We start from the raw sequence: 22,426 nt of genomic DNA on the forward strand, positions 1-22,426 counted from the left end.
CGGTTTGCTCCCTGAAAGGCAGACATGAAAAGCAGTACGCAGACGATTTTGGAACACTCTGCCATCCCCCGACATATTGCTGTGATTATGGACGGCAACGGACGTTGGGCAAAGAAGCGTTTTCTTCCCCGTGTGATGGGGCATAAGCGCGGCTTGGATGCGCTGGAGAACATGGTGAAGCATTGTGCTGAACTGGGTGTGCGGTATTTGACCGTGTTTGCTTTTTCGACTGAAAACTGGCGACGCCCCGAGGAAGAGGTTTCTTTTCTGATGGGGCTGTTTTTGCAGGCTTTGCAAAAGCAGGTGCGCCGTTTGCACGATAACAATATGCGCTTGAGAGTCATCGGCAGCCGTGAGCGGTTTAACGCTGAAATCCTGAAGGGGATTGAGGCGGCAGAGGCATTGACGGCAAATAATACCGGTTTGACTTTGAGCATTGCCGCCGATTATGGCGGCCGCTGGGATATTTTGCAGGCGGCAAATCAGTTGATTGCCGAGGGTGCAACTGAGATTACGGAAGAGGCGTTGTCGCGCTATTTGATGTTGGGCGATGCACCCGAGCCGGATTTGTTTATCCGAACCGGCGGCGAGACGCGTATCAGCAATTTCCTTCTGTGGCAGATGGCGTACGCTGAATTGTATTTTACGGATACTCTGTGGCCTGATTTTAATGAGAAATCGCTGAATGAGGCGATTACTTCGTTCCAAAAACGGGAACGCCGCTTCGGGCGGACTTCCGAACAGCTGCCGGTTGAGCAGCAACGGGGTTGAGAACTATGTTGAAACAACGGATTTTGACGGCGCTGTGGCTTTTGCCGCTGATGCTGGGTATGCTGTTTTATGCACCTATGTGGCTGTGGGCTGCGTTTTGCGGCCTGATTGCCATGCTGACTTTGTGGGAATATGCCCGCATGAGTGGCTTGGACAAGCTGAAAATCAATCATTATTTGGCTTCAACGCTGGTGTTCGGTGTGATTGCCTATGCCGGCGGTTGGCAGTTGCCTGATTTGGTTTGGTATGTTGTATTGGCGTTTTGGCTGATTGTCATGCCTTGGTGGCTGAAGGCGAAATGGAAGTTGAACGGTGGCTGGCAGGCTTACACGGTCGGTTGGTTGTTGGTGATGCCGTTTTGGTTTGCACTGGTTTACCTGCGCCCTCAGCCTGAAGACGCGCTGTCTTTATTGGCGATTATGGGTTTGGTGTGGGTCGCCGATATTGGCGCGTATTTCTGTGGCAAATCGTTTGGCAAGCGCAAAATTGCGCCGACCATCAGCCCGGGTAAAAGCTGGGAAGGTGCGATCGGCGGTGCATTGTGCGTTGCCGTGTACATGACCATCGTATGGAAAGCCGGTTGGCTGGCTTTTGAAGCCGGTTGGTTAAAAACTATTTTGATCGGCTTGATTCTGACCGTTGTTAGCGTGTGCGGCGATTTGCTGGAAAGCTGGCTCAAACGTGCAGCCGGTATCAAAGACAGCAGCAATCTGTTGCCGGGACACGGCGGCGTGTTCGACCGTGTGGACAGCCTGATTGCCGTTATCAGCATTTATGCCGCCTTTGTATATTTGTTTTAAACCGTCTGTCTGACGTGGTTGAGGGAGCTGATTATGTCCGAACAAAAACAGATTTCATCTTTATCGATCTTGGGCGTATTGTTGGCACTGGGATTGATGGCAGCGGCGTTTATTTTGGGCGTGCAGTTTAAGAATCTGCGTCAACCCGGGACGATTACCGTAAAAGGTTTGGCGGAGAAAAACTTCCAATCCGACAGCTCGACGTGGAATACGGGCGTGAACGCGCACGGCGAAAGCTATCAGGAAGTTTTGGATTTACTGACGGCAAGACGCAAGAAGCTGTCTAAGTTTTTGGGCGAGCAAGGCTTTACGGCGGCTGAAATGAAAGTGGGCCTGCCCGAAGTGTCGCGCGTTTTCAATGAAACCCGAGACGAACTGGGCAACGTAACCCGTACGCCCAACGGCTACGATGGCGATCTCAATATTGTGGTCAACACCAAAAAACTGGACAAAATCCAAGCCGCCCAGCGTGCTATTTTGAATTTCCGTGCGCAAAACGAATTTATCCGCTTCGACAATCCGCAATATTTGTTGGGCAATTTGGAAACCATCAAACGCGATTTGATTACGCAGGCGACTGAGGATGCGCAGAAACGCGCGGCTGAGTTTGCCAAAACCGGCGGCGGCAAAGTGGGTGCCATGCGTTCTGCTTCGCAAGGCTCGTTCAACATCTATGCCGACACCGGCAGCAGCGAGGATGACGAATACGGCGGTTCTTACGATAAAAGCACCGTCGGTAAACAAGTCCGACTGGTTGTTACCATCGAATACGGCATTGAGTAATTCTTTCAGACGGCCTTTCAGCCGGGAGGCAAAAGGCCGTCTGAAAATTGGAAACGGCAAAGAAATCTATTTCAAACACAATGAATACCGTTTGCACAGCACACAAAGAACACACCATGACACAACAAGTTCTGACCATATTAGGCAGTACCGGCAGCATAGGCGAAAGCACCTTAGACGTTGTTTCCCGCCATCCCGAAAAATTCCACGTGTTCGCGCTGGCAGGGCATAGGCAGGTGGACAAGCTGGCGGCGCAATGCAAACAGTTCCGCCCAGAATATGCCGTTGTCGGCGATGCCGGTCATGCGGCAGAGCTGGAAAAGAAACTCAAACAAGAAGGTATCAGTACGCAGGTCTTATGTGGTTCTCAAGCCTTGATTGATGTCGCCTCTGCCGATGAAGTCAGCGGCGTGATGTGTGCCATTGTCGGCGCGGCCGGTTTGCCGTCGGCTTTGGCCGCCGCTCAAAAAGGCAAAACCATTTATCTGGCAAACAAAGAAACACTGGTGGTTTCCGGCGCATTGTTTATGGAAACCGCCCGTCAAAACGGCGCCACCGTCTTGCCGATTGACAGCGAACACAACGCCATCTTCCAAGTATTGCCAAGGGATTACACAGGCCGTCTGAATGAGCACGGTATCAATTCGATTATTCTGACCGCATCGGGCGGCCCCTTCCTTAACACCGATTTAAGTACATTTGACAGCATTACGCCCGAGCAGGCGGTCAAGCATCCGAATTGGAGCATGGGGCGCAAAATTTCCGTCGATTCCGCATCAATGATGAATAAGGGCTTGGAGTTGATTGAGGCGCATTGGCTGTTTAACTGTCCGCCGGAAAAACTGGAAGTCGTCATCCATCCGCAATCCGTGATACACAGCATGGTGCGTTATCGCGATGGTTCAGTATTGGCGCAGTTGGGTAATCCCGATATGCGTACGCCGATTGCTTATTGCTTGGGCCTGCCCGAACGTATCGATTCCGGCGTGGGCGAGCTGGATTTCGGCGCATTGTCCGCATTGACCTTCCAAAAGCCTGACTTTGACCGGTTCCCATGTTTGAAACTTGCCTATCAGGCCATGAATGCAGGCGGTGCCGCGCCTTGCGTGTTGAACGCTGCCAACGAAGTTGCCGTGGCCGCTTTTTTAGATAAACGCATCAAGTTTACCGATATTGCCAAAGTCGTTGCCCACTGCCTTGCACAAGATTTTTCAGACGGCCGTCACGATATCGAAGGCCTGCTGGCGCAAGACGCGCAAACACGCAGACAGGCAGAAGCCTTTATCGACAAACATAAAGCTTCAATGACAGGCCGTCTGAAACGTCAACCGCTTGGCATTTAGGCAGACAAAATGGAACAACTGCCTTTATAATCGGTTTTCAGACGGCCTTATCCGTTGATTATCACATTCCATTCAGGGGATTTTTTTGCAAACCTTTTTAGCCTTTATCGTCGCCATTCTGATTTTGGTCAGCCTGCATGAGTTCGGACACTATATTGTTGCCCGCTGGTGCGGCGTTAAAGTCGTGCGCTTTTCCGTCGGCTTCGGTAAGCCCTTTTTCACCCGAAAACGCGGCGATACCGAGTGGTGTTTTGCCCCGATTCCGCTGGGCGGTTACGTTAAAATGGTCGATACGCGCGAAGGCGAGGTGGCAGAAGCAGATTTGCCCTACGCCTTTGACAAACAGCATCCGGCCAAGCGCATCGCCATTGTCGCCGCCGGCCCTTTGACCAATTTGATTTTGGCCGTTTTGCTTTACGGTTTGAGCTTTTCCTTCGGCGTAACCGAGTTGCGCCCCTATGTTGGCATGGTCGAGCCTGCCAGTATTGCCGCCAAAGCAGGTTTTCAGGCAGGCGATAAAATTGTATCGGTCAACGGAATTGCCGTAAAAGACTGGAGCGATGCGCAAACCGAGATGGTGTTGAACCTTGAAGCCGGTCCTGTAAAAGTCGCCGTTCAGACGGCCTCAAATACCCAAGCCATCCGCATAATTGATGCCGCCGGCACGCCTGAAGCAGGTAAAGTTGCGAAAAACCAAGGCAACATCGGCCTTTTGCCTTTTAGAATTACTAACCGCGTCGGCAAAGTCTTGGCCAACAGTCCGGCCGAAAAAGCAGGCTTGAAGGAAAACGACAAACTGCTGACCGCCGATGGGAAGCCCATCGAGAGCTGGCAGGCATGGACGGAACTCTTCCGCGCCAGCCCCGGTAAACGAATCGAGCTGACTTACGAACGCGACGGTAAAATACTGGCGACCGCTATCCGGCCGGACAGCGTTGAGCAGTCGGCAGGCGTGCTGGTGGGTAGAGCAGGGCTTGCCGCCCAGGCGGATAAAGAGTGGGATAAGACCATCCGCTACCGTTATACGCCTTCCGTTGCCCAAGCCTTTGAATTGGGTTGGAACAAAACCGTCAACTATTCGTGGACGACCCTCAAATTTTTCGGAAAACTGGTTACAGGCAATGCCTCTTTGAACCATATTTCCGGTCCCCTGACCATTGCCGATGTCGCCGGACAATCCGCCAAACTCGGATTGCAGAGCTACCTCGAATTTCTGGCCTTGGTCAGCATCAGCTTAGGCGTGTTGAACCTTTTGCCCGTGCCCGTTTTGGACGGCGGACATTTGGTTTTCTACACCGCCGAATGGATACGCGGAAAGCCTTTGAGCGAGCGCATACAGGCAGTCGGCTTGCGCTTCGGACTGGCAGCCATGCTTTTGATGATGGCTGTGGCTTTCTTTAATGACATCAACCGTTTGTTTGGATAATTTATGAAACTGAACCAGATTGCTTCCGCTTTAATGGTATTGAGCCTGTCTCCACTGGCATTGGCTGACTTTACCATTCAGGACATCCGCGTCGAAGGCCTGCAACGCACCGAGCCGAGTACCGTCTTCAACTACCTGCCCGTTAAAGTCGGTGATAATTTCAATGATGCGCGCAGTGAAGAAATCATCAAAAAACTCTACGCAACCGGTTTCTTTGACGACGTACGCGTCGAGACCATGGACAATCAAGTCCTGCTGACCGTGATTGAGCGTCCGACCATCAGCTCGCTCAATATTACCGGCGCGAAAATGCTGCAAAACGATGCCATCAAGAAAAACCTTGAAGCCTTCGGTTTGGCGCAATCCCAATACTTCAACCAAGCAACGCTGAACCAAGCCGTTGCCGGTTTGAAAGAAGAGTATTTGAGCCGTGGCAAACAGTCTGTCCAAATCACTCCGACTGTAACCAAACTCGCCCGTAACCGCGTATCTATCGATATTGCCATCGAAGAGGGCAAATCTACCAAGATTACCGATATTTCATTTGAAGGCAACGAAGTTTATTCCGACCGCCGCCTGCTGAAACAAATGTCCCTGAGCGAAGGCGGCATGTGGACTTGGATTACCAAGAGCAACCAGTTCAATGAGCAAAAATTTGCTCAGGACATGGAAAAAATCACCAATTACTACCAAAACAACGGTTACTTCAACTTCCGTATTTTGGATACTGACATCCAAACCAACGAAGACAAAACTAAGCAAACCATTAAAGTAACCGTCAGCGAAGGCGACCGCTTCCGTTGGGGCAATGTACGCATCGAAGGCGATACGCTGGAAGTGCCGAAAGAAGATTTGGAAAAACTGCTGACCATGAAGCCGGGCAAATGGTACGAGCGCGCGCAAATGTCCAATTCGCTCGAAGCCATCCAAAACCGCATGGGTCAGGCAGGTTACGCATTCAGCGAAATCAATGTCCAACCGATTCCAAATGCCGAAACGCATACCGTTGATTTTGTGTTGACCGTTCAACCGGGCCGCAAAATCTATGTGAACGAAATCAACATTACCGGCAACAACAAAACCCGTGATGAAGTCATCCGCCGCGAGTTGCGCCAAATGGAATCGGCGCCTTACGACTCTGCCAAACTGCAACGTTCTAAAGAGCGCGTTGAGTTGTTGGGCTACTTCGACAACGTTCAATTTGATGCAGTTCCTGTGGCCAATACGCCTGACCAAGTCGACCTGAACATGAGCCTGACCGAACGTTCTACAGGCTCGCTCGACTTGAGCGCAGGTTGGGTTCAGGATACCGGTTTGGTGATGTCTGCCGGTGTGGCTCAAGACAACCTGTTCGGTACGGGTAAATCCGTTGCACTGCGCGCTTCCCGCAGTAAAACCACAGTAAACGGCTCGTTGTCGTTTACCGACCCATACTTCACACCTGACGGCGTAAGCTTGGGCTACGACCTTTATGGTAAGACTTACGACCCGCGTAAAGCTTCTTCCAGCGCGAAACAATATAAAACCACAACTTTCGGCGGCGGTTTGCGTATCGGTATTCCGGTTACCGAATATGACCGTGTGAACTTCGGTTTGGCCGCAGAGCGTCTGACCGTGAACACCTACAAAGGCGCGCCTAAACGTTATGCCGACTTTATCAATCAATACGGTAAAGGCGACGGTAGCGGCGTGGGTAGCTTCAAAGGCTGGTTGTACAAAGGTACCATCGGCTGGGGCCGCAACAAAACCGACAATGCCTTGTGGCCGACCCGCGGTTACCTGACCGGCGTAAACGGCGAAATCGCCTTGCCGGGCAGCGACCTGCAATACTACACCCTGACCCACAACCAAACTTGGTTCTTCCCATTGAGCAAAGATTTCACGCTGATGCTGGGTGGCGAAGTCGGTTATGGCAACGGCTACGGCAAAACCAAAACCATGCCGTTCTTTGAAAACTTCTACGGCGGCGGCTTAGGTTCTGTTCGCGGCTTTGAAAGCGGTACGCTGGGCCCGAAAGTCTATGACGAATACGGCGAGAAAATCAGCTACGGCGGTAACAAAAAAGCCAACGTTTCCGCAGAGTTGCTCTTCCCGATGCCGGGCATTAAAGACTCTCGTACCGTCCGTCTGAGCCTGTTTGCCGATGCGGGCAGCGTGTGGGATGACAAAACCTACAACGACAGCAGCAGCAATTCTTATTACACCAACGGCGCGCTCCAAAACGTGTATGGCGTAGGCACAACGCACAAATCGACATTCAAAAACGAATTGCGTTACTCTGCCGGTGCTGCCGTGACTTGGCTCTCTCCGCTGGGTCCGATGAAGTTCAGTTATGCTTATCCGATTAAGAAAAAAGAAGGCGACGAAATCCAACGCTTCCAATTCCAACTCGGTACGACATTCTGATGATGTTTAGGCCGTCTGAAACCGGGTTTGTCCGTTTCAGACGGCCTCATGGCAGATTGGCGGCAAGCTTATTGCAAACTGCCCGTTTGTTTTCAAGCAAGGATTTTTATCATGAGTAAAATAGCCGACACCCTCCGTGTCCTCGCCGTAGCCCTGCCGGGTTTCGTGCTTTTGCCGCAAGCGGCGGCGGATGGCGTGCAGAAAATCGGTTTTATCAATACCGAGCGCGTTTATCAGGAATCCAAGCAGGCGCAAAGCATTCAGACGACTTTGGAAAAAGAGTTCAAAAGCCGTCAAACCGCCTTGCAAAAGCTGCAGCAGGAAGGCGAGGCTTTGGAGAAAAAACTGAGTAGCGACAAACTCAGCGACAGCCAAAGGGAAGCGGAAACCCAAAAATGGCGCAATCTGGTACAAAAATTCCGCAAGGAGCAGGCCGAGTTGGCTGAAGACTACAACCTGCGCCGCAATGAAGAATTCGCCGCGCTCCAGCAAAATGCCAACCGCGTTATCGTCGATTTGGCCAAACGCGAAGGTTACGACTTCATTTTGCAGGACGTGATTTACGTCAACGGCCGCTACGATATTACCGACAGCGTTATTAAAGCCCTAAATGCTCACTGACCCTGCTTGGCAGCGAATGTAACCATACAGACAAACCTAAGGCCGTCTGAAACCCAAACCGGCATCTTTCAGACGGCCTGACATCTTGACGGCAGATTATCATGACTTCACAAGCATACACCCTGTCCCAAATCATTTCCCAACTCGGCGGCGAATGGAAAGGCGAAGACATCGCCATTACCGCCGTCCGTCCGTTGGATCAGGCGCAGGCGGAACACATCAGCTTTTTGGCCAACCCGAAATACAAAGCCGAAGTACACGACAGCCGGGCAGGCGCAGTGATTGTGTCGCCGAAAGCCGCAGACGAATTTGCAGGCCGTAACCTGATTGTGGCTGCCGACCCTTATCTTTATTTTGCCAAAGTGGCACGATTGTTCTCGCCGATTGTCAAAGCGCAGGGCGGCGTACATCCGACTGCCGTTGTCGAGGCCAGCGCCAAAGTGCCGGCAAGCTGCGAAATCGGCGCAAATGCCTATATCGGCGCGAATGCCGTATTGGGCGAAGGCTGCCGTATTTTGGCCAATGCCGTTGTCCAACACGATTGCACGTTGGGCGATGAAGTCGTGTTGCATCCCAACGCCGTTATCTATTACGGCTGCACTTTGGGCAACCGTGTCGAAATCCACAGCGGCGCCGTCATCGGCGCGGACGGTTTCGGCTTGGCCTTCGCCGGAGATTCATGGTTTAAAATTCCGCAAACCGGCGCAGTCACGCTGGGCGATGATGTGGAAATCGGTTCGAACACCAATATCGACCGCGGCGCAATGAGCGACACGACCGTCGGCAACGGCACCAAAATCGACAACCAAGTCCAAATCGGCCACAACTGCAAAATTGGTTCGCACACCGTTATCGCCGCCAAAACCGGTATTTCCGGCAGCGTCACCATCGGCAATTATTGCATTATCGGCGGCGGCGTCGGCACGGTCGGACACATCGAAATCGCCGATAAAACCACCATCGGCGGCGGTACATCCGTTACCCACAGCATTACCGAAAGTGGCCAGCATTTGGCCGGTATTTTCCCGATGTCGGACTACAAAGACTGGGCGCGCAATGCCGTTTATATCCACCGTTTGAGCGAAATGAACAAACGCCTCAAAACGCTGGAAAAACAGCTTGCCGACAGCGACGAAGCCTAAAGGCGGCGCAAACAGTCCGCGCCCCCGCATCCGAATACGTTTAAACCCAATACAAACAAGGAAAGACGAACATCATGGACGTACAACTCCCGATCGAAGCCAAAGACATTCAAAAACTTATCCCACACCGTTATCCGTTTTTGCAACTCGACCGCATTACCGCGTTCGAACCGATGAAAACCCTGACTGCGATTAAAAACGTCACCATGAACGAGCCGCAGTTCCAAGGCCACTTTCCCGACCTGCCCGTGATGCCCGGCGTACTGATTATCGAAGCCATGGCGCAAGCGTGCGGCACACTCGCCATCCTCAGCGAAGGCGGCCGTAAAGAAAACGAATTCTTCTTCTTCGCCGGTATCGACGACGCCCGTTTTAAACGCCAAGTCATCCCCGGCGACCAACTGGTTTTTGAAGTTGAGCTGTTGACCAACAAACGCGGTATCGGCAAATTCAATGCCGTTGCCAAAGTCGACGGCCAAGTTGCCGTTGAAGCCGTGATTATGTGCGCCAAACGCGTGGTGTAAGAATGGGACAGGCCGTCTGAAAGTTCAGACGGCATCTTGCAGGCAATACCTGTATCAGACAGCAAGGAGACAGCATGACCCTTATCCATCCGACCGCCGTCATCGACCCTAAAGCCGAACTCGACTCCAGCGTCAAAGTCGGCCCATACAGCATCATCGGCCCCAATGTCCAAATCGGTGCGAATACCGAAATCGGCCCGCACGTCGTCATCAACGGTCATACGACCATCGGTGAAAACAACCGCATTTTCCAATTTGCCAGCCTCGGCGAGATTCCGCAGGACAAAAAATACCGCGACGAGCCGACCAAGCTGATTATCGGCAACGGCAACACCATTCGCGAATTTACGACGTTCAACCTCGGTACGGTTACCGGCATCGGCGAAACCCGTATCGGCGACGACAACTGGATTATGGCCTACTGCCACCTCGCCCATGACTGCGTGGTCGGCAACCATACCATCTTCGCCAACAACGCCTCACTCGCAGGCCACGTTACCATCGGTGACTACGTCGTCTTGGGCGGCTACACGCTGGTGTTCCAATTCTGCCAAATCGGTGACTACGCCATGACCGCGTTTGCCGCCGGCGTACACAAAGACGTACCGCCGTACTTTATGGCTGCAGGCTACCGCGCCGAACCGGCCGGCCTCAACAGCGAAGGTATGCGCCGCAATGGTTTCACTGCCGAGCAAATCGCCTCCGTCAAAGATGCGTATAAGACCATTTACCATCGCGGCATTCCGTTTGAAGAGGCTAAGGCAGAGATTCTGAAACGCGCCGAAACACAAAGCGAATTGGCGGTATTTAAAGACTTTTTTGCACAATCCACACGCGGCATTATCCGTTGATTGATGGATTGAAGGCCGTCTGAAACTTTTTCAGACGGCCTTTGGATTGCAAAAATCCGCGTAGTAGGGCAGGTTTCTGCCCGTTTGCTGTCGATGCCGTCTGAAAACGGGTGGGCAAATGACCGCCCCAAAATCTTTTAGCTTCCGAACCTCAACAGTATGAATTCCAATTCTTCCCCCCTTATCGCCATCAGCGTCGGCGAAGCTTCCGGCGACTTGCTTGGCGCACATTTAATCCGTGCCATTAAGGCGCGTTGCCCGAACGCGCGGTTTACCGGCATCGGCGGCGAACGCATGAAGGCGGAGGGCTTTGAGAGTTTGTACGATCAGGAAAAGCTGGCGGTGCGTGGTTTTGTTGAAGTCATCAAACGCCTGCCGCAGATTTTGAAAATCCGCAAAGGACTGGTGAACGATTTAATCCGCCTCAAGCCGGATGTGTTTATCGGCATCGATGCGCCGGACTTTAATCTCGGCGTGGCGGAAAAACTCAAGCAGGCAGGCATTCATACCATTCATTACGTCAGCCCGTCGGTTTGGGCGTGGCGGCGCGAACGGGTCAATAAAATCGTACATCAGGTCAACCGCGTGTTGTGCCTGTTTCCGATGGAGCCCCAGCTTTATATCGATGCCGGCGGCAAGGCCGAGTTTGTCGGCCATCCGATGGCGCAAACCATGCCCGTGGAAGCGGATAGGGCGGCGGCGCGGCAGAAGCTGGGCATGCCTGCGGACGTACCCGTGTTTGCCATATTGCCCGGCAGCCGCGTGAGTGAAATCGATTACATGGCGGCGGTGTTTTTTCAGACGGCCTTATTGCTGCTGAAACGTTATCCGCAGGCACAGTTTTTGCTGCCTGTAGCGACGGCCGCAACGCGCAAACGCATTAGCGAAATTTTGGCGCAGCCTGAATTTGCCGCTCTTCCCATTACGCTGACTGACAAGCAGTCGGATACGGTTTGCACCGCTGCCGACGTGGTATTGGTCACCAGCGGTACGGCGACTTTGGAAGTGGCCTTGTGTAAACGGCCTATGGTTATCAGCTACAAAATTTCGCCGCTAACTTATGCGTATGTGAAAAACAAAATCAAAGTGCCGCATGTCGGTTTGCCCAATATTCTGTTGGGTAAAGCTGCCGTTCCCGAGCTGCTGCAACACGATGCCGTCCCTGAAAAACTGGCACAGGCCGTGGCAGACTGGTATGACCGCCCTGAAGCCGTGGCCGCGTTGGAACAGGATTTTCACGCCTTGCATCTGCTGTTGAAAAAAGATACGGCGGCATTGGCTGCGGCGGCAGTATTGGAAGAAGCCGGATTTTCAGACGGCCTGAAAGACAAGTAAGGAAAATACATGAATTTATTGGGAGCATTGGCCAAGGTTGGCAGCCTGACGATGGTGTCGCGCATTTTAGGCTTTGTGCGCGATACGATTATCGCCCGTGCGTTTGGTGCAGGCATGGCGACGGATGCGTTTTTTGTCGCGTTTAAACTGCCCAACCTGCTGCGGCGAGTGTTTGCAGAGGGCGCATTTGCCCAAGCCTTCGTACCGATTTTGGCGGAATACAAAGAAACCCGCTCGCCCGAAGCCACGCAGGCGTTTGTGCGTCATGTGGCCGGCATGTTGTCGTTTGTGTTGGTCATTGTTACCGCGCTGGGCATACTTGCCGCGCCGTGGGTGATTTATGTTTCTGCACCCGGTTTTGCCAAAGAAGCTGATAAGTTTCAGCTCTCCATCGACTTGCTGCGGGTAACGTTTCCTTATATCTTTTTGATTTCCTTGTCGTCTTTTGTCGGCTCAATACTCAATTCCTATCATAAATTCGGTATTCCCGCCTTTACGCCGACTTTTTTGAACATCTCCTTTATCGTCTTTTCCCTGTTTTTCGTACCATATTTCGATCCGCCCATAATGGCTTTGGCGTGGGCGGTATTTGTCGGCGGCGTGTTGCAGCTGGTGTTCCAACTGCCTTGGTTGGCGAAACTGGGCTTCTTGAAAATGCCCAAACTCAGCTTTAAAGATGCGGCGGTCAACCGCGTAATGAAACAGATGGGGCCGGCTATTTTGGGTGTGAGCGTGGCGCAGATTTCCTTGGTTATCAACACCATTTTTGCCTCGTTTTTGCAGTCCGGCAGCGTGTCATGGATGTATTACGCCGACCGACTGATGGAATTGCCGACCGGCGTTTTGGGCGTGGCACTTGGTACAATCTTATTGCCTACTTTGTCCAAACACGCCGCCAGTCAGGATACCGAGCAGTTTTCCGGCCTGCTCGACTGGGGTTTGCGCCTGTGCATGCTGCTGACCCTGCCTGCCGCCGTCGGCCTTGCCGTGTTGTCTTTCCCTCTGGTTACGACCTTGTTCATGTACCGTGAATTTACGCTGCACGACGCGCAAATGACCCAATACGCGCTGATTGCCTATTCCTTCGGCTTGATCGGGTTGATTATGATTAAAGTGTTGGCACCCGGCTTCTACGCCCGCCAAAACATCAAAACCCCCGTTAAGGTCGCTATTTTCACGCTGATTTGCACGCAGTTGATGAACCTTGCCTTCATTTCGCCGCTCAAACACGTCGGTCTGTCCCTCGCTATTGGTTTGGGCGCGTGTCTGAATGCAGGCTTGCTGTTTTTCCTTTTGCGCAAACACGGCATCTACCGCCCCGGCAAAGGTTGGGCAGCGTTTTTAGTTAAAATGGCCATCTCTTTGGTCGTCATGGGCGGCGGTTTGTGGCTGGCGCAATATTATCTGCCGTTTGAATGGGTACACGTCGGCGGCTTTAAAAAAGCAGGCCAACTCTGTGTCCTGATTGCCTTGGGCGGCGGCCTCTACTTCGTTTCCCTCGCTGCGCTTGGCTTCCGTCCGCACCATTTCCGCAGAGTAGAAAAATAAGCAGCCGCAGAGCGTATGTGCTTAGCTTAAAGACTATTCGCTAAAAAGGCCGTCTGAAACATTTTCAGACGGCCTTTTCTTGCTTTATGTTTTAACTGTAAAGCTTCGCTCCTTTTTTGACGAACTCAATCGCTTTTTCTTCCATGCCTTGCCGTTGGGCTTTTTGCTTGTCGGCGTAATCGCGCACTTCCTGCGTGATTTTCATCGAGCAGAATTTGGGGCCGCACATTGAGCAGAAGTGGGCGATTTTCGCGCCTTCGGCGGGCAGGGTTTCGTCGTGGAAGCTCTCGGCGCGTTCGGGGTCGAGGCTTAAGCGGAATTGGTCGCGCCAGCGGAATTCGAAACGCGCTTTGCTCAGGGCGTTGTCGCGTAATTGTGCGCCCGGCCAGCCTTTGGCGAGGTCGGCGGCGTGGGCGGCGAGTTTGTAGGTAATGATGCCGGTGCGCACGTCTTCTTTGTCGGGCAGGCCGAGATGCTCTTTCGGGGTCACGTAGCAAAGCATGGCTGTGCCGTACCAGCCGATATTGGTCGCTCCTATGCCCGAGGTGATGTGGTCGTAGCCGGGGGCGATGTCGGTAACGAGCGGGCCGAGGGTGTAGAAAGGCGCTTCAAAGCAGTGTTGCAGCTCTTCGGTCATGTTTTCTTTGACGCGTTGCAACGGTACATGGCCCGGGCCTTCGATCATGACTTGTACGTCGTGTTTCCACGCTTTGGCGGTCAATTCGCCCAAGGTGTGCAGCTCGGCAAATTGGGATTCGTCGTTGGCATCGGCAATGCAGCCGGGGCGCAGGCCGTCGCCGAGGCTGAACGACACGTCATAGGCTTTCATGATTTCGCAGATTTCGTCGAAGTGCGTGTAGAGGAAGTTTTCCTGATGATGGGCGAGACACCATTTCGCCATGATGGAACCGCCGCGCGATACGATGCCTGTGAGGCGGTCGGCCGTCATCGGTACATAACGCAGCAACACGCCTGCGTGCAGGGTGAAATAGTCCACGCCTTGTTCTGCCTGCTCGATTAAGGTGTCGCGCACCAAATCCCAAGTCAGGTCTTCGGCGATGCCGCCGGTTTTTTCCAAAGCTTGGTAAATAGGCACAGTACCGATGGGGACGGGCGCGTTGCGGATAATCCATTCGCGCGTTTCGTGGATGTGCGCGCCTGTGGATAAGTCCATAATCGTGTCCGCTCCCCAACGCAGCGACCACACCATTTTTTCGACTTCTTCGGTCAGGCTGGAAGTGACGGCGGAGTTGCCCAAGTTGCCGTTGATTTTGACGCGGAAGTTGCGGCCGATAATCATCGGTTCGAGTTCGGGGTGGTTGATGTTGGCAGGGATAATCGCGCGTCCGGCGGCGATTTCTTGGCGCACAAATTCGGGCGTGATTTGGTCGGGATGGGTCGGGATATTCGCGCCAAAACTTTGCCCTGCATGTTGTTTCAAGAGCTTGGCGTATTCAGGCCGTCTGAAAAGCTCGTCCAGCTTCATGCGTTCGCGTATGGCGACAAACTCCATTTCCGGCGTGATGATGCCTTGGCGGGCGTAGTGGAGCTGGGTTACGTTGCGGCCTGCTTTGGCGCGGCGAGGGCGGGTGATTTGGTTGAAGCGCAGATGGGCGGTTTTCGGATCGTGTGCGCGTTCGGTGCCGTATTCGCTGGAAAGCTTGGGCAGGATTTCGGTATCGCCGCGTTCGTCCAGCCATGCGGTGCGGACGTGCGGCAGCCCTTGTTTCAAGTCGATGTGTGCCGCCGGATCGCCGTATGCGCCGCTGGTGTCGTACACCGGAATTGGTGGATTAGCTTCCGTACCTTGCGCCGTGTAGGTGTCGTCCTGACGGATTTCACGCAAAGGCACTCGGATGTCGGCGCGGCTGCCTGGGATATAGACGCGGTCGGAATTGGGATATTGGAAGCGGATGCCGATGTCTTCGCTCAAGTCGGAAAGACGGCGCGCATCATCGCCGGTTTTTTTAGCGGTAGTCATAAAAAATTGCTCCTGTTTCTCGGTTATGAAATGGAAACAGGAGCATTGCTTTTTTCAGACGGCCTTGTGGATATCTTCAATCAACCGTCTAAAATCACATTTGCCGAAACTCCCCACGCAGGTATTATCCTGTTCGGGTGTAAAGGGTATTTCTCAGCCGCTCGGTTTGAAAGCAGCACCCCTGTTTCTTTATTAACGAAAAATTAAACCATGCGGATGGTTTTTTGTAAAGCGGCGTTTTTCGCATTTTCTGTCAAAAACGCTTGACAGCGATTACGTCTTTCCGTATAGTTACAACTTCTGACGCGGGATGGAGCAGCATGGTAGCTCGTCGGGCTCATAACCCGAAGGTCGTAGGTTCGAATCCTGCTCCCGCAACCAAATATAAAAATCCCCTGCAATCGCAGGGGATTTTGCTTTATGCGGCATTTATTGTTGATTGGATTGATTGAAAGGCCGTCTGAACCATTAGGTTTCAGACGGCCTTTTTTATTGGCCGATGCCATCGGCGGCTAATTCGCTTTTATTTTGAGTTTGTGTTTTTCAGACGGTCTATTGTTGCTCTGGATCGGTATCGTTGCGCAGGTGTTCTTTCAGGCGTTGCAATTCTTTTTTGTCCAACCATTTATTGCGCGAACGTTGCAACAGGATCACCAAAGCGGCGATTTCGTTACGCATATTGGTGCTGAGCCAGAGGAAGCCTTGCCAGTCGTAATGCAGGCGGGCGGCCGGTTTGCTTAGTTCGGTATTGAGCGAAGTATCGATGCGGATACGGCGGGCGTAGTGGCCTTTGATGAGGCGGACGGTCAGGCGCAGCTCACGTTGGAGTTGGTTGAAATGGCGGTCGAGCAGGCGGATTTCGCTTTCGTTGAGCGTGGGCGCGCGCAGTTTGGCGGCGGTGGTCAGGAGCAGCTCGGTGGTGGTGACGATTTTGCGGTGGGCATGCTGCATGGCTTCCATCATATTGTTGCTGATGTGGCTTTCGCCGGATGTGGCGGCCAGATGGCTGCGGCTTTTGACCATGCGGGCGTTGATTTTGCGCATTTTAATCATGTTTTGTTCCAAACGCTCGCGCGTCATGCGCTTGCCGTTGCTGATTTCGGCAATCATTTTGGCGCAGTCGGTGAGGTTGTCGGCAAGCATGAAGCGCCACATGAGTGTGGAGCGCAGGGGCAGGAGTTTGGCGGCGGCAATGGCGATGGCGGCACCAATCAAAACGTTCATGGCGCGCATCAGGCCGCTGTCGAGCCAATGGTGGCTGCTGTCGCCGATGAGCATGCACATGGTCAAACCGGCAAGCATGGCGACATAGCCGTTTTTGCCGACCGCAGACCAACCGGCCACTGCGCTGGCGGCACCGATAATTAGATAGAAGAAAACGCCATCTTGCAAATAATGTTGGTTCAACCATAAAACAGCCAAACCGACGCCCAAACCGATGGCCGTGCCGAGCATGCGTTCGACTGCTTTGGAGTAAATCGCGCCTTGGAATTGCAGCATGCCGAGGACGACAAAGACGGTCATGCCGATCCACTCGCCATGTTGCAGGTGGAAGACTTTGGCCAACAGGGTGGAAAACACGATCGCCAAGCCGAGGCGGACGGCGTGGATATGGCGGCGATAGCGGTAGCGTTCGTAGGCGTTGAGCCAGCGTTCGGAAAAATGGAGGCGTTCGGATTGGGCAGGCATGTTGTGAAACGTATGGGTATGTGGGGATGTAAATTATAACTGATTGGTAAAGCAGATGAAATTTGAACCGCTCTCAAACGGCTTGTCCTATTGCAGAATTTCTCTACCACAAGCGGATATAATGGCGGCTTTGAATCAGACAGGCGGTGAAGAAATGGCGATGGTTTTAAGCGCAGGCGTGGATGAAGCGGGACGCGGCCCTTTGGTCGGCAGCGTATTTGCGGCGGCAGTGATTTTGCCGGAACATTTTGACCTGCCGGGTTTGACCGACTCAAAAAAACTGAGCGAAAAAAAGCGCGATATGTTGGCGCAGATGATTAAGGAACAGGCGGTCGCGTGGAGCATTGCCTTTGCCGACCCCGACGAAATCCTGCAACTGAACATCCTGCACGCAACCATGGCCGCGATGAAGCGCGCCATCGAGGGGCTGTCGGTTACTCCCGACAAAGTGTGGATAGACGGCAACCGCGTGCCGAAAGATTTGAATGTCCCTGCCGAAGCCGTGGTCAAAGGCGACAGCAAAATCATCGAGATTTCCGCCGCTTCGGTTTTGGCCAAAACCGCACGTGATGCGGAAATGTATGAATTGGCGAAACGCTATCCGCAATACGGGTTTGACCGCCATAAAGGCTACGGCACGGCGCAACATTTGGCCGCGTTGAAACAATACGGCGTATTGCCGGAACACCGCCGCGATTTTGCACCGGTCAAAACCTTATTGGCACAAGGCAATCTGTTTGAAGAATGAAAGCATATCAAAAGGCCGTCTGAAAGATTTCAGACGGCCTTGTTTTTTAGGAAAGTATCATTTCAACGCAGCCAAACACTCTTTAATCAACTCAGGGCCACGATAAATCAAACCGCTGTACACCTGAACCGCACTGGCGCCCAAGCGGATTTTTTCTGCCGCGTCCGCGCCGTTCATAATGCCGCCGACGCCGATAATCGGCAGCTTGCCGTCAATGCGTTCTGCCAAAAGTTTCAACACCTGATTGCTTTTCTCGCGTACGGGCAAGCCGCTCAAGCCGCCTTGTTCGCCTGCGAGCGGATGGCTGCCCAAGCTTGATTTGTCGATGGTTGTGTTGGTGGCGATGATGCCGTCCATTTCCACGGATTTGACCACATGGGCGATGTCGTCGATTTGCGCTTCGTCCAAATCCGGCGCGATTTTGACCGCCAGCGGCACATATTTGCCATGAGCGGCCGCCAGTTGCGCCTGTTTGTTTTTCAAGGCTTCCAACAATGCGCTCAACTCGTCGCCGCCTTGCAAGGCACGCAGGTTTTTCGTATTGGGGGAGGAAATGTTGACCGTGATGTAGCTTGCGTGGGCGTAGGCTTTTTCCAAGCAAATCAGATAATCGTCGGCCGCATTTTCAATCGGCGTAACGGCATTTTTACCGATGTTGATGCCCAAAATGCCTTTAAAGCGGCTGTTTTCAATGTTGCGGATCATCGCATCGATGCCGTGGTTATTGAAACCCATGCGGTTGATGATGCCTTGGTGATCGGGAACGCGGAAAAGGCGCGGCTGCGGATTGCCCGGCTGCGGCTTGGGCGTTACCGTGCCGATTTCGACAAAACCGAAACCCAAAGCGGCAAACGCATCGATACACTCGCCGTTTTTGTCCAAACCCGCCGCCAAGCCGACCGGATTGGGCAGCTGCAAACCCATCAGCTCGGTTGGCCGGGTGTGGCTGTCTACTTTGGGCAGCAGGCCGAGTTTTTCGATAGAACGCAAACTGTTGAGCGTGAAATGATGGGCCTTTTCTGCATCGAAACGGAACAGGATGGGGCGGACGAGTGAATACATGGCAGCGGCTTTCTGAACGGTTGATGAATTTGGCGTTATTTTACCTGAAACCGTCAAACTGCCCCAAATCCTACGCTATGCCTCACTCAGTAATTCTTCGGCTACTTCCTCCGCTTGTTTAATCACATAACTAACAGCTTCTTCCTGTTTATCCGGCGGGTATTTATAACGCTGTAAAGCTCGTTTCACGAGAATACGCATTTTGGCGCGAACGCCTTCTTTATATTGCCAGTCGATGGTAACTGAGCGTCTTAAAGTATCGGTAATTTCTTTGGCAAGTTTGCTCAATACTTCATCGCCCATCAGTTCACGGGCGCTTTGGTTTTGAGCGAGGGCTTCGTAGAAGGCGAGTTCTTCTTTTTTCAGCCCCAGCTTTTCACCTAAAGCTAAGCGTTCTTGGAAGTCTTGGCTCATTTTGAAGAGCTCATCCAAAATTTCTACCACGCTTAAATTGTGGTTGTGGTATTGATTTAGGGCTTCTTTCAAACGTTGCTCGAAGTCTTTTTGCAAGGTGAGGTTCGCGCCTGATTTGGCTTTGATTTCGCTTGCCAAATAACGCTCCACCGCGCTGACCCATAAATTCTTAGTCGGGCTGTTTTTGATGGTTTGTAAAAACTCTTCGGAAAGCAAACTGATTTGTGGCTGCGGTTTTTCCAGTAGGTCAAACAAATCAATCACGCCTTCGGAATAGACGGCTTGATTGACCAATTTTTTCAACAAAATCTGTCTTTCCGTTGGATTTTTCCCTGGGGAGCGTTTAGTTAATATTGCTCGCACCGCATCATAAAAAGCAATTTCTTGGATGTATGGCTCAATTTCAGCCAATGCGCCGCATAGCATATAGCCTTTTTTCACTAAGCCCGCCGCTTTTAAAAAGGCTTTTTTGCGTGGCTCGGTTTCTTTTTTATTAAACCAATGTTGCTCGTGTGCTTTGCCATCAAACGGTAATTGATCGAGGCTTAAAATATGGTTGGCGGCAAAACGAATAGCCATTAAAAGATCATTCGGATTATCTTTTTCTAAGGCCGTCTGAACATCAAAGGTTTTCCCTTCAACCGGCGTTGCAAACAGGTTGCGGATAAATTCCAAATGCTCTTTCATTTTAAAGAACACATCAATCACGTTATCAGTCAGCTTGCCCTTGCCTTGCGAATTGGTGTATTGCTGGGTCGCTTCTTTGAGTTTTTCGGCAATGCCGACATAATCCACAATCAAACCGCCATTTTCTCGGCTTTTATTGCGGAATACACGGTTTACTCGGGCGATGGCTTGCATCAGGTTATGCCCCTGCATCGGTTTGTCGATATACATCGTATTACAACAAGGCGCATCAAAGCCCGTCAGCCACATATCGCGCACAATCACCACTTTCAGCGGATCGTTCGGGTCTTTAAAGCGGCGTTCCAGCGTTTGCTTTTCCTGTTTACTGTAAACGTGTTTCTGCATTTCTGGCGCATCAGAAGCAGAACCCGTCATCACAATTTTAATTGCTCCTTCGTTAATATTGTCCGAATGCCATTCAGGGCGCAGTTTGATGATTTCATTGTACAAATCCACGCAAATCTGACGACTGGAAACCACTATCATTGCTTTACTGTCAACCACTTCATTGCGTTTGGCAAAATGTTGCACAAAATCTGCGGCCAATTCGATAAGACGTGCTTGTGAGCCTAGTAATTTTTCCTGTAAACGCAGGGAAGTCGATGGCTCCTCTTCTAGTAGAGCATCAATTTCTGCAAACAAAGCATCATGATCTTTTTTATTTAAGCGAATTTGGCGAGCATCATCATAAACAATCGGTACGGTTGCGCCATCTTCCACCGCATCTTGCAAGTCGTAAACAGATACATAACGCCCGAACACATCTTGCGTGTCTCTATCTTCTAAGCTGATTGGTGTTCCCGTGAAGCCGATAAACGAAGCATTTGGCAGCGCATCACGCAAATGACGGGCGTAGCCTGCCTGAAACTTGCCATTATGCAATTTTTGCGTAAAGCCATATTGGCTGCGGTGTGCCTCATCGCTGATCACAATAATATTGCTGCGCTCATTTAAAACAGGGAAGCGGCTTTCTTCCTCATTTAGGGCGAATTTTTGAATCGTGGTAAAAAACACGCCGCCCACTTCATTTTGCGCAAGCAGTTGGCGCAGTTGATCGCGGTCTTCTACTTGTTGCGGCGTTTGTTTGATTAAATCTTTGCCTGAAGAAAAGGTTTGGAAAAGCTGACCGTCCAAATCATTGCGGTCGGTGACCACCACAATCGTCGGATTTTTCAATTCAGGCTGCGCAAGCAGTTTGCCGGCATAAAACAACATAGAAATCGACTTGCCCGAACCTTGCGTGTGCCACATCACGCCAATGCGGCGGTCGCCTTTTTCTGAAGTCGCCCAAATGGTGGAATCTACAGCTTCATTTACGCCGTAATATTGATGGTACGCTGCGATTTTTTTAATGGTTTTACCGTTGGAATCCCGCTCAAATAAGACGAAATAGCGGATATAGTCCAATAAATCCTCAGGCTTCATCAAGCCATTGAGCAGGCTTTGTAATTCATCGTCAAAATATAAGCGCGCGCTTTTATTTTTTTCATCGACCACTTTCCACGGCGTAAAGCGTTGGAAATCTGCTGAAAGCGAACCTAAACGCGCGGCAATGCCGTCTGAAATAATCAGGGTTTGGTTGTAAACAAACAGCTCGGCAATCTCATCTTTATAGGTTTCAAACTGATTAAATGCCTGCAACAAATCCGCCGATTCACGCAGCGGATTTTTTAGCTCAAATACCACCAAGGGCAGGCCATTCACAAAGCCGATAATATCAGGAATCCGCTTGCCCCCTTTACGGCTACGGATTTCCAGCTGATTGACGGCAACAAAACGGTTGTTTTCCCAATGCTCAAAATCCACCAGGCGCGCCATCTCGATTTTTTGCTCGCCGTCAGCCTGATATTCCACCCGCACGCCATCACGTAACAGCTTATAAAACGCCTGATTTCGCACCACCAAGTCGCCAATATCGCTTTTTGTCGCAGATTTCACCACAGAATCAACCGCACTTTCAGGCAGCTGCGGATTAAGCTTACGCACCGCCTCACGCAGTTGCTCAATAAAAACTACGCCGCTCAAATCGCCACGGGCAAACTCGCCTTCATGAACAGGCAAGTCTTTACCGTAACGATATTCCCAACCGAGGGATTGCAGGCGTTGAAGGGTGAGTTGTTCGATGTCGTTTTCGTTGAGCATGATAAGCTCCTTAGTGTATTGGTTTTAAATATCCCCTTTACGAAAGAGGAAAATAGTATCGGGCTTAATTTGGATTTATATGTTTTTTATTGGCAAATTTTGCTGTTAATCTGACCGCTTGTAATCAACAAACCTTCCAAATAATCTCCCTCT

General features: G+C 51.8%; 17 protein-coding genes, 1 tRNA gene and 1 riboswitch. Of the genes, 14 read left to right on the plus strand and 4 right to left on the minus strand.

The window, feature by feature from the left end; translation table 11 throughout:
- Positions 1-24: 24 nt before the first annotated feature.
- The 12 genes from ACTHR2_RS03570 (at position 25) to murJ (ending at position 13,550) form a co-directional block, all read left to right on the plus strand.
- The gene (locus tag ACTHR2_RS03570; RefSeq protein WP_263339699.1) at positions 25-771 is read left to right on the plus strand and encodes an isoprenyl transferase; all 747 of its coding nucleotides are present in this window, start codon (positions 25-27) and stop codon (positions 769-771) included.
- A gap of 5 nt (positions 772-776) precedes the next feature.
- Positions 777-1,571 carry a phosphatidate cytidylyltransferase gene (locus ACTHR2_RS03575; protein ID WP_049332974.1) on the plus strand — a complete coding sequence of 265 codons (795 nt, stop codon included), beginning with the start codon at positions 777-779 and terminating at the stop codon, positions 1,569-1,571.
- Positions 1,572-1,604: 33 nt separating this feature from the next.
- Positions 1,605-2,354: an SIMPL domain-containing protein gene (locus ACTHR2_RS03580; RefSeq protein WP_263339719.1), complete on the plus strand. Its 750-nt coding sequence runs from the start codon at positions 1,605-1,607 to the stop codon at positions 2,352-2,354.
- A 116-nt stretch (positions 2,355-2,470) separates the two neighbouring features.
- Positions 2,471-3,697, plus strand: a complete 1,227-nt coding sequence (gene ispC, locus ACTHR2_RS03585) for a 1-deoxy-D-xylulose-5-phosphate reductoisomerase (protein WP_263339721.1) — start codon at positions 2,471-2,473, stop codon at positions 3,695-3,697.
- Positions 3,698-3,782: 85 nt separating this feature from the next.
- Positions 3,783-5,123, plus strand: a complete 1,341-nt coding sequence (gene rseP / locus ACTHR2_RS03590) for an RIP metalloprotease RseP (RefSeq protein ID WP_263339724.1) — start codon at positions 3,783-3,785, stop codon at positions 5,121-5,123.
- A 3-nt stretch (positions 5,124-5,126) separates the two neighbouring features.
- Positions 5,127-7,529 carry an outer membrane protein assembly factor BamA gene (gene bamA, locus ACTHR2_RS03595; protein ID WP_263339727.1) on the plus strand — a complete coding sequence of 801 codons (2,403 nt, stop codon included), beginning with the start codon at positions 5,127-5,129 and terminating at the stop codon, positions 7,527-7,529.
- 111 nt (positions 7,530-7,640) lie between these two features.
- Entirely contained in the window at positions 7,641-8,150 is a 510-nt protein-coding gene (locus tag ACTHR2_RS03600; RefSeq protein WP_263339730.1) for an OmpH family outer membrane protein, read from the plus strand.
- Positions 8,151-8,251: 101 nt separating this feature from the next.
- Complete coding sequence (gene lpxD, locus ACTHR2_RS03605) at positions 8,252-9,292, plus strand: UDP-3-O-(3-hydroxymyristoyl)glucosamine N-acyltransferase (protein ID WP_440375364.1); 1,041 nt, start codon at positions 8,252-8,254, stop codon at positions 9,290-9,292.
- 74 nt (positions 9,293-9,366) lie between these two features.
- Positions 9,367-9,816 (plus strand): 3-hydroxyacyl-ACP dehydratase FabZ, encoded by a 450-nt coding sequence (gene fabZ / locus ACTHR2_RS03610; RefSeq protein WP_003681704.1) that lies wholly within the window; start codon positions 9,367-9,369, stop codon positions 9,814-9,816.
- Positions 9,817-9,890: 74 nt separating this feature from the next.
- Positions 9,891-10,667, plus strand: a complete 777-nt coding sequence (gene lpxA / locus ACTHR2_RS03615; RefSeq protein WP_070606394.1) for an acyl-ACP--UDP-N-acetylglucosamine O-acyltransferase — start codon at positions 9,891-9,893, stop codon at positions 10,665-10,667.
- Positions 10,668-10,826: 159 nt separating this feature from the next.
- A complete protein-coding gene (lpxB, locus tag ACTHR2_RS03620) occupies positions 10,827-12,002 on the plus strand; it encodes a lipid-A-disaccharide synthase (protein ID WP_263339746.1) in 1,176 nt (391 codons plus the stop codon).
- A 9-nt stretch (positions 12,003-12,011) separates the two neighbouring features.
- A complete protein-coding gene (gene murJ, locus ACTHR2_RS03625; protein WP_263339750.1) occupies positions 12,012-13,550 on the plus strand; it encodes a murein biosynthesis integral membrane protein MurJ in 1,539 nt (512 codons plus the stop codon).
- A 91-nt stretch (positions 13,551-13,641) separates the two neighbouring features.
- Here murJ and thiC read toward each other — a convergent pair whose 3' ends face one another.
- Positions 13,642-15,531: a phosphomethylpyrimidine synthase ThiC gene (thiC, locus tag ACTHR2_RS03630; protein ID WP_263339755.1), complete on the minus strand. Its 1,890-nt coding sequence runs from the start codon at positions 15,529-15,531 to the stop codon at positions 13,642-13,644.
- 93 nt (positions 15,532-15,624) lie between these two features.
- Positions 15,625-15,724: riboswitch (TPP riboswitch) on the minus strand.
- 111 nt (positions 15,725-15,835) lie between these two features.
- Between thiC and ACTHR2_RS03635 the strand changes: the two genes are divergently transcribed.
- Positions 15,836-15,912 (plus strand) — tRNA-Met (locus ACTHR2_RS03635).
- 171 nt (positions 15,913-16,083) lie between these two features.
- Here the strand turns inward: ACTHR2_RS03635 and ACTHR2_RS03640 are convergent.
- Positions 16,084-17,220: an FUSC family protein gene (locus ACTHR2_RS03640; protein WP_263339758.1), complete on the minus strand. Its 1,137-nt coding sequence runs from the start codon at positions 17,218-17,220 to the stop codon at positions 16,084-16,086.
- A gap of 154 nt (positions 17,221-17,374) precedes the next feature.
- On the opposite strand from ACTHR2_RS03640, the gene rnhB reads away from it, so the two are divergent.
- Positions 17,375-17,968: a ribonuclease HII gene (gene rnhB / locus ACTHR2_RS03645; RefSeq protein WP_263341860.1), complete on the plus strand. Its 594-nt coding sequence runs from the start codon at positions 17,375-17,377 to the stop codon at positions 17,966-17,968.
- A 57-nt stretch (positions 17,969-18,025) separates the two neighbouring features.
- On the opposite strand, the gene ACTHR2_RS03650 is transcribed toward rnhB, so the two are convergent.
- Positions 18,026-19,030: a quinone-dependent dihydroorotate dehydrogenase gene (locus ACTHR2_RS03650; RefSeq protein WP_440375365.1), complete on the minus strand. Its 1,005-nt coding sequence runs from the start codon at positions 19,028-19,030 to the stop codon at positions 18,026-18,028.
- A gap of 75 nt (positions 19,031-19,105) precedes the next feature.
- On the minus strand, positions 19,106-22,273 hold the full coding sequence (locus tag ACTHR2_RS03655; protein ID WP_440375366.1) for a type I restriction endonuclease subunit R: 3,168 nt from the start codon (positions 22,271-22,273) through the stop codon (positions 19,106-19,108).
- Positions 22,274-22,426 lie beyond the last annotated feature (153 nt).

It is taken from the genome of Neisseria sp. P0006.S004 (assembly GCF_051963015.1).
In the GTDB taxonomy this organism is placed as follows: domain Bacteria; phylum Pseudomonadota; class Gammaproteobacteria; order Burkholderiales; family Neisseriaceae; genus Neisseria.

What these genes read in the sequence shown, in the direction of transcription:
- bamA (WP_263339727.1), top strand. Translation starts at nt 5,127, where the DNA reads ATGAAACTGAACCAGATTGCTTCCGCTTTAATGGTATTGAGCCTGTCT.
- murJ (WP_263339750.1), top strand. Translation starts at nt 12,012, where the DNA reads ATGAATTTATTGGGAGCATTGGCCAAGGTTGGCAGCCTGACGATGGTG.
- ACTHR2_RS03650 (WP_440375365.1), bottom strand. Translation starts at nt 19,030, where the DNA reads ATGTATTCACTCGTCCGCCCCATCCTGTTCCGTTTCGATGCAGAAAAG.
- ACTHR2_RS03575 (WP_049332974.1), top strand. Translation starts at nt 777, where the DNA reads ATGTTGAAACAACGGATTTTGACGGCGCTGTGGCTTTTGCCGCTGATG.
- ACTHR2_RS03640 (WP_263339758.1), bottom strand. Translation starts at nt 17,220, where the DNA reads ATGCCTGCCCAATCCGAACGCCTCCATTTTTCCGAACGCTGGCTCAAC.
- ACTHR2_RS03570 (WP_263339699.1), top strand. Translation starts at nt 25, where the DNA reads ATGAAAAGCAGTACGCAGACGATTTTGGAACACTCTGCCATCCCCCGA.
- thiC (WP_263339755.1), bottom strand. Translation starts at nt 15,531, where the DNA reads ATGACTACCGCTAAAAAAACCGGCGATGATGCGCGCCGTCTTTCCGAC.
- rnhB (WP_263341860.1), top strand. Translation starts at nt 17,375, where the DNA reads ATGGCGATGGTTTTAAGCGCAGGCGTGGATGAAGCGGGACGCGGCCCT.
- lpxB (WP_263339746.1), top strand. Translation starts at nt 10,827, where the DNA reads ATGAATTCCAATTCTTCCCCCCTTATCGCCATCAGCGTCGGCGAAGCT.
- ispC (WP_263339721.1), top strand. Translation starts at nt 2,471, where the DNA reads ATGACACAACAAGTTCTGACCATATTAGGCAGTACCGGCAGCATAGGC.
- ACTHR2_RS03600 (WP_263339730.1), top strand. Translation starts at nt 7,641, where the DNA reads ATGAGTAAAATAGCCGACACCCTCCGTGTCCTCGCCGTAGCCCTGCCG.
- ACTHR2_RS03655 (WP_440375366.1), bottom strand. Translation starts at nt 22,273, where the DNA reads ATGCTCAACGAAAACGACATCGAACAACTCACCCTTCAACGCCTGCAA.
- fabZ (WP_003681704.1), top strand. Translation starts at nt 9,367, where the DNA reads ATGGACGTACAACTCCCGATCGAAGCCAAAGACATTCAAAAACTTATC.
- ACTHR2_RS03580 (WP_263339719.1), top strand. Translation starts at nt 1,605, where the DNA reads ATGTCCGAACAAAAACAGATTTCATCTTTATCGATCTTGGGCGTATTG.
- lpxD (WP_440375364.1), top strand. Translation starts at nt 8,252, where the DNA reads ATGACTTCACAAGCATACACCCTGTCCCAAATCATTTCCCAACTCGGC.
- lpxA (WP_070606394.1), top strand. Translation starts at nt 9,891, where the DNA reads ATGACCCTTATCCATCCGACCGCCGTCATCGACCCTAAAGCCGAACTC.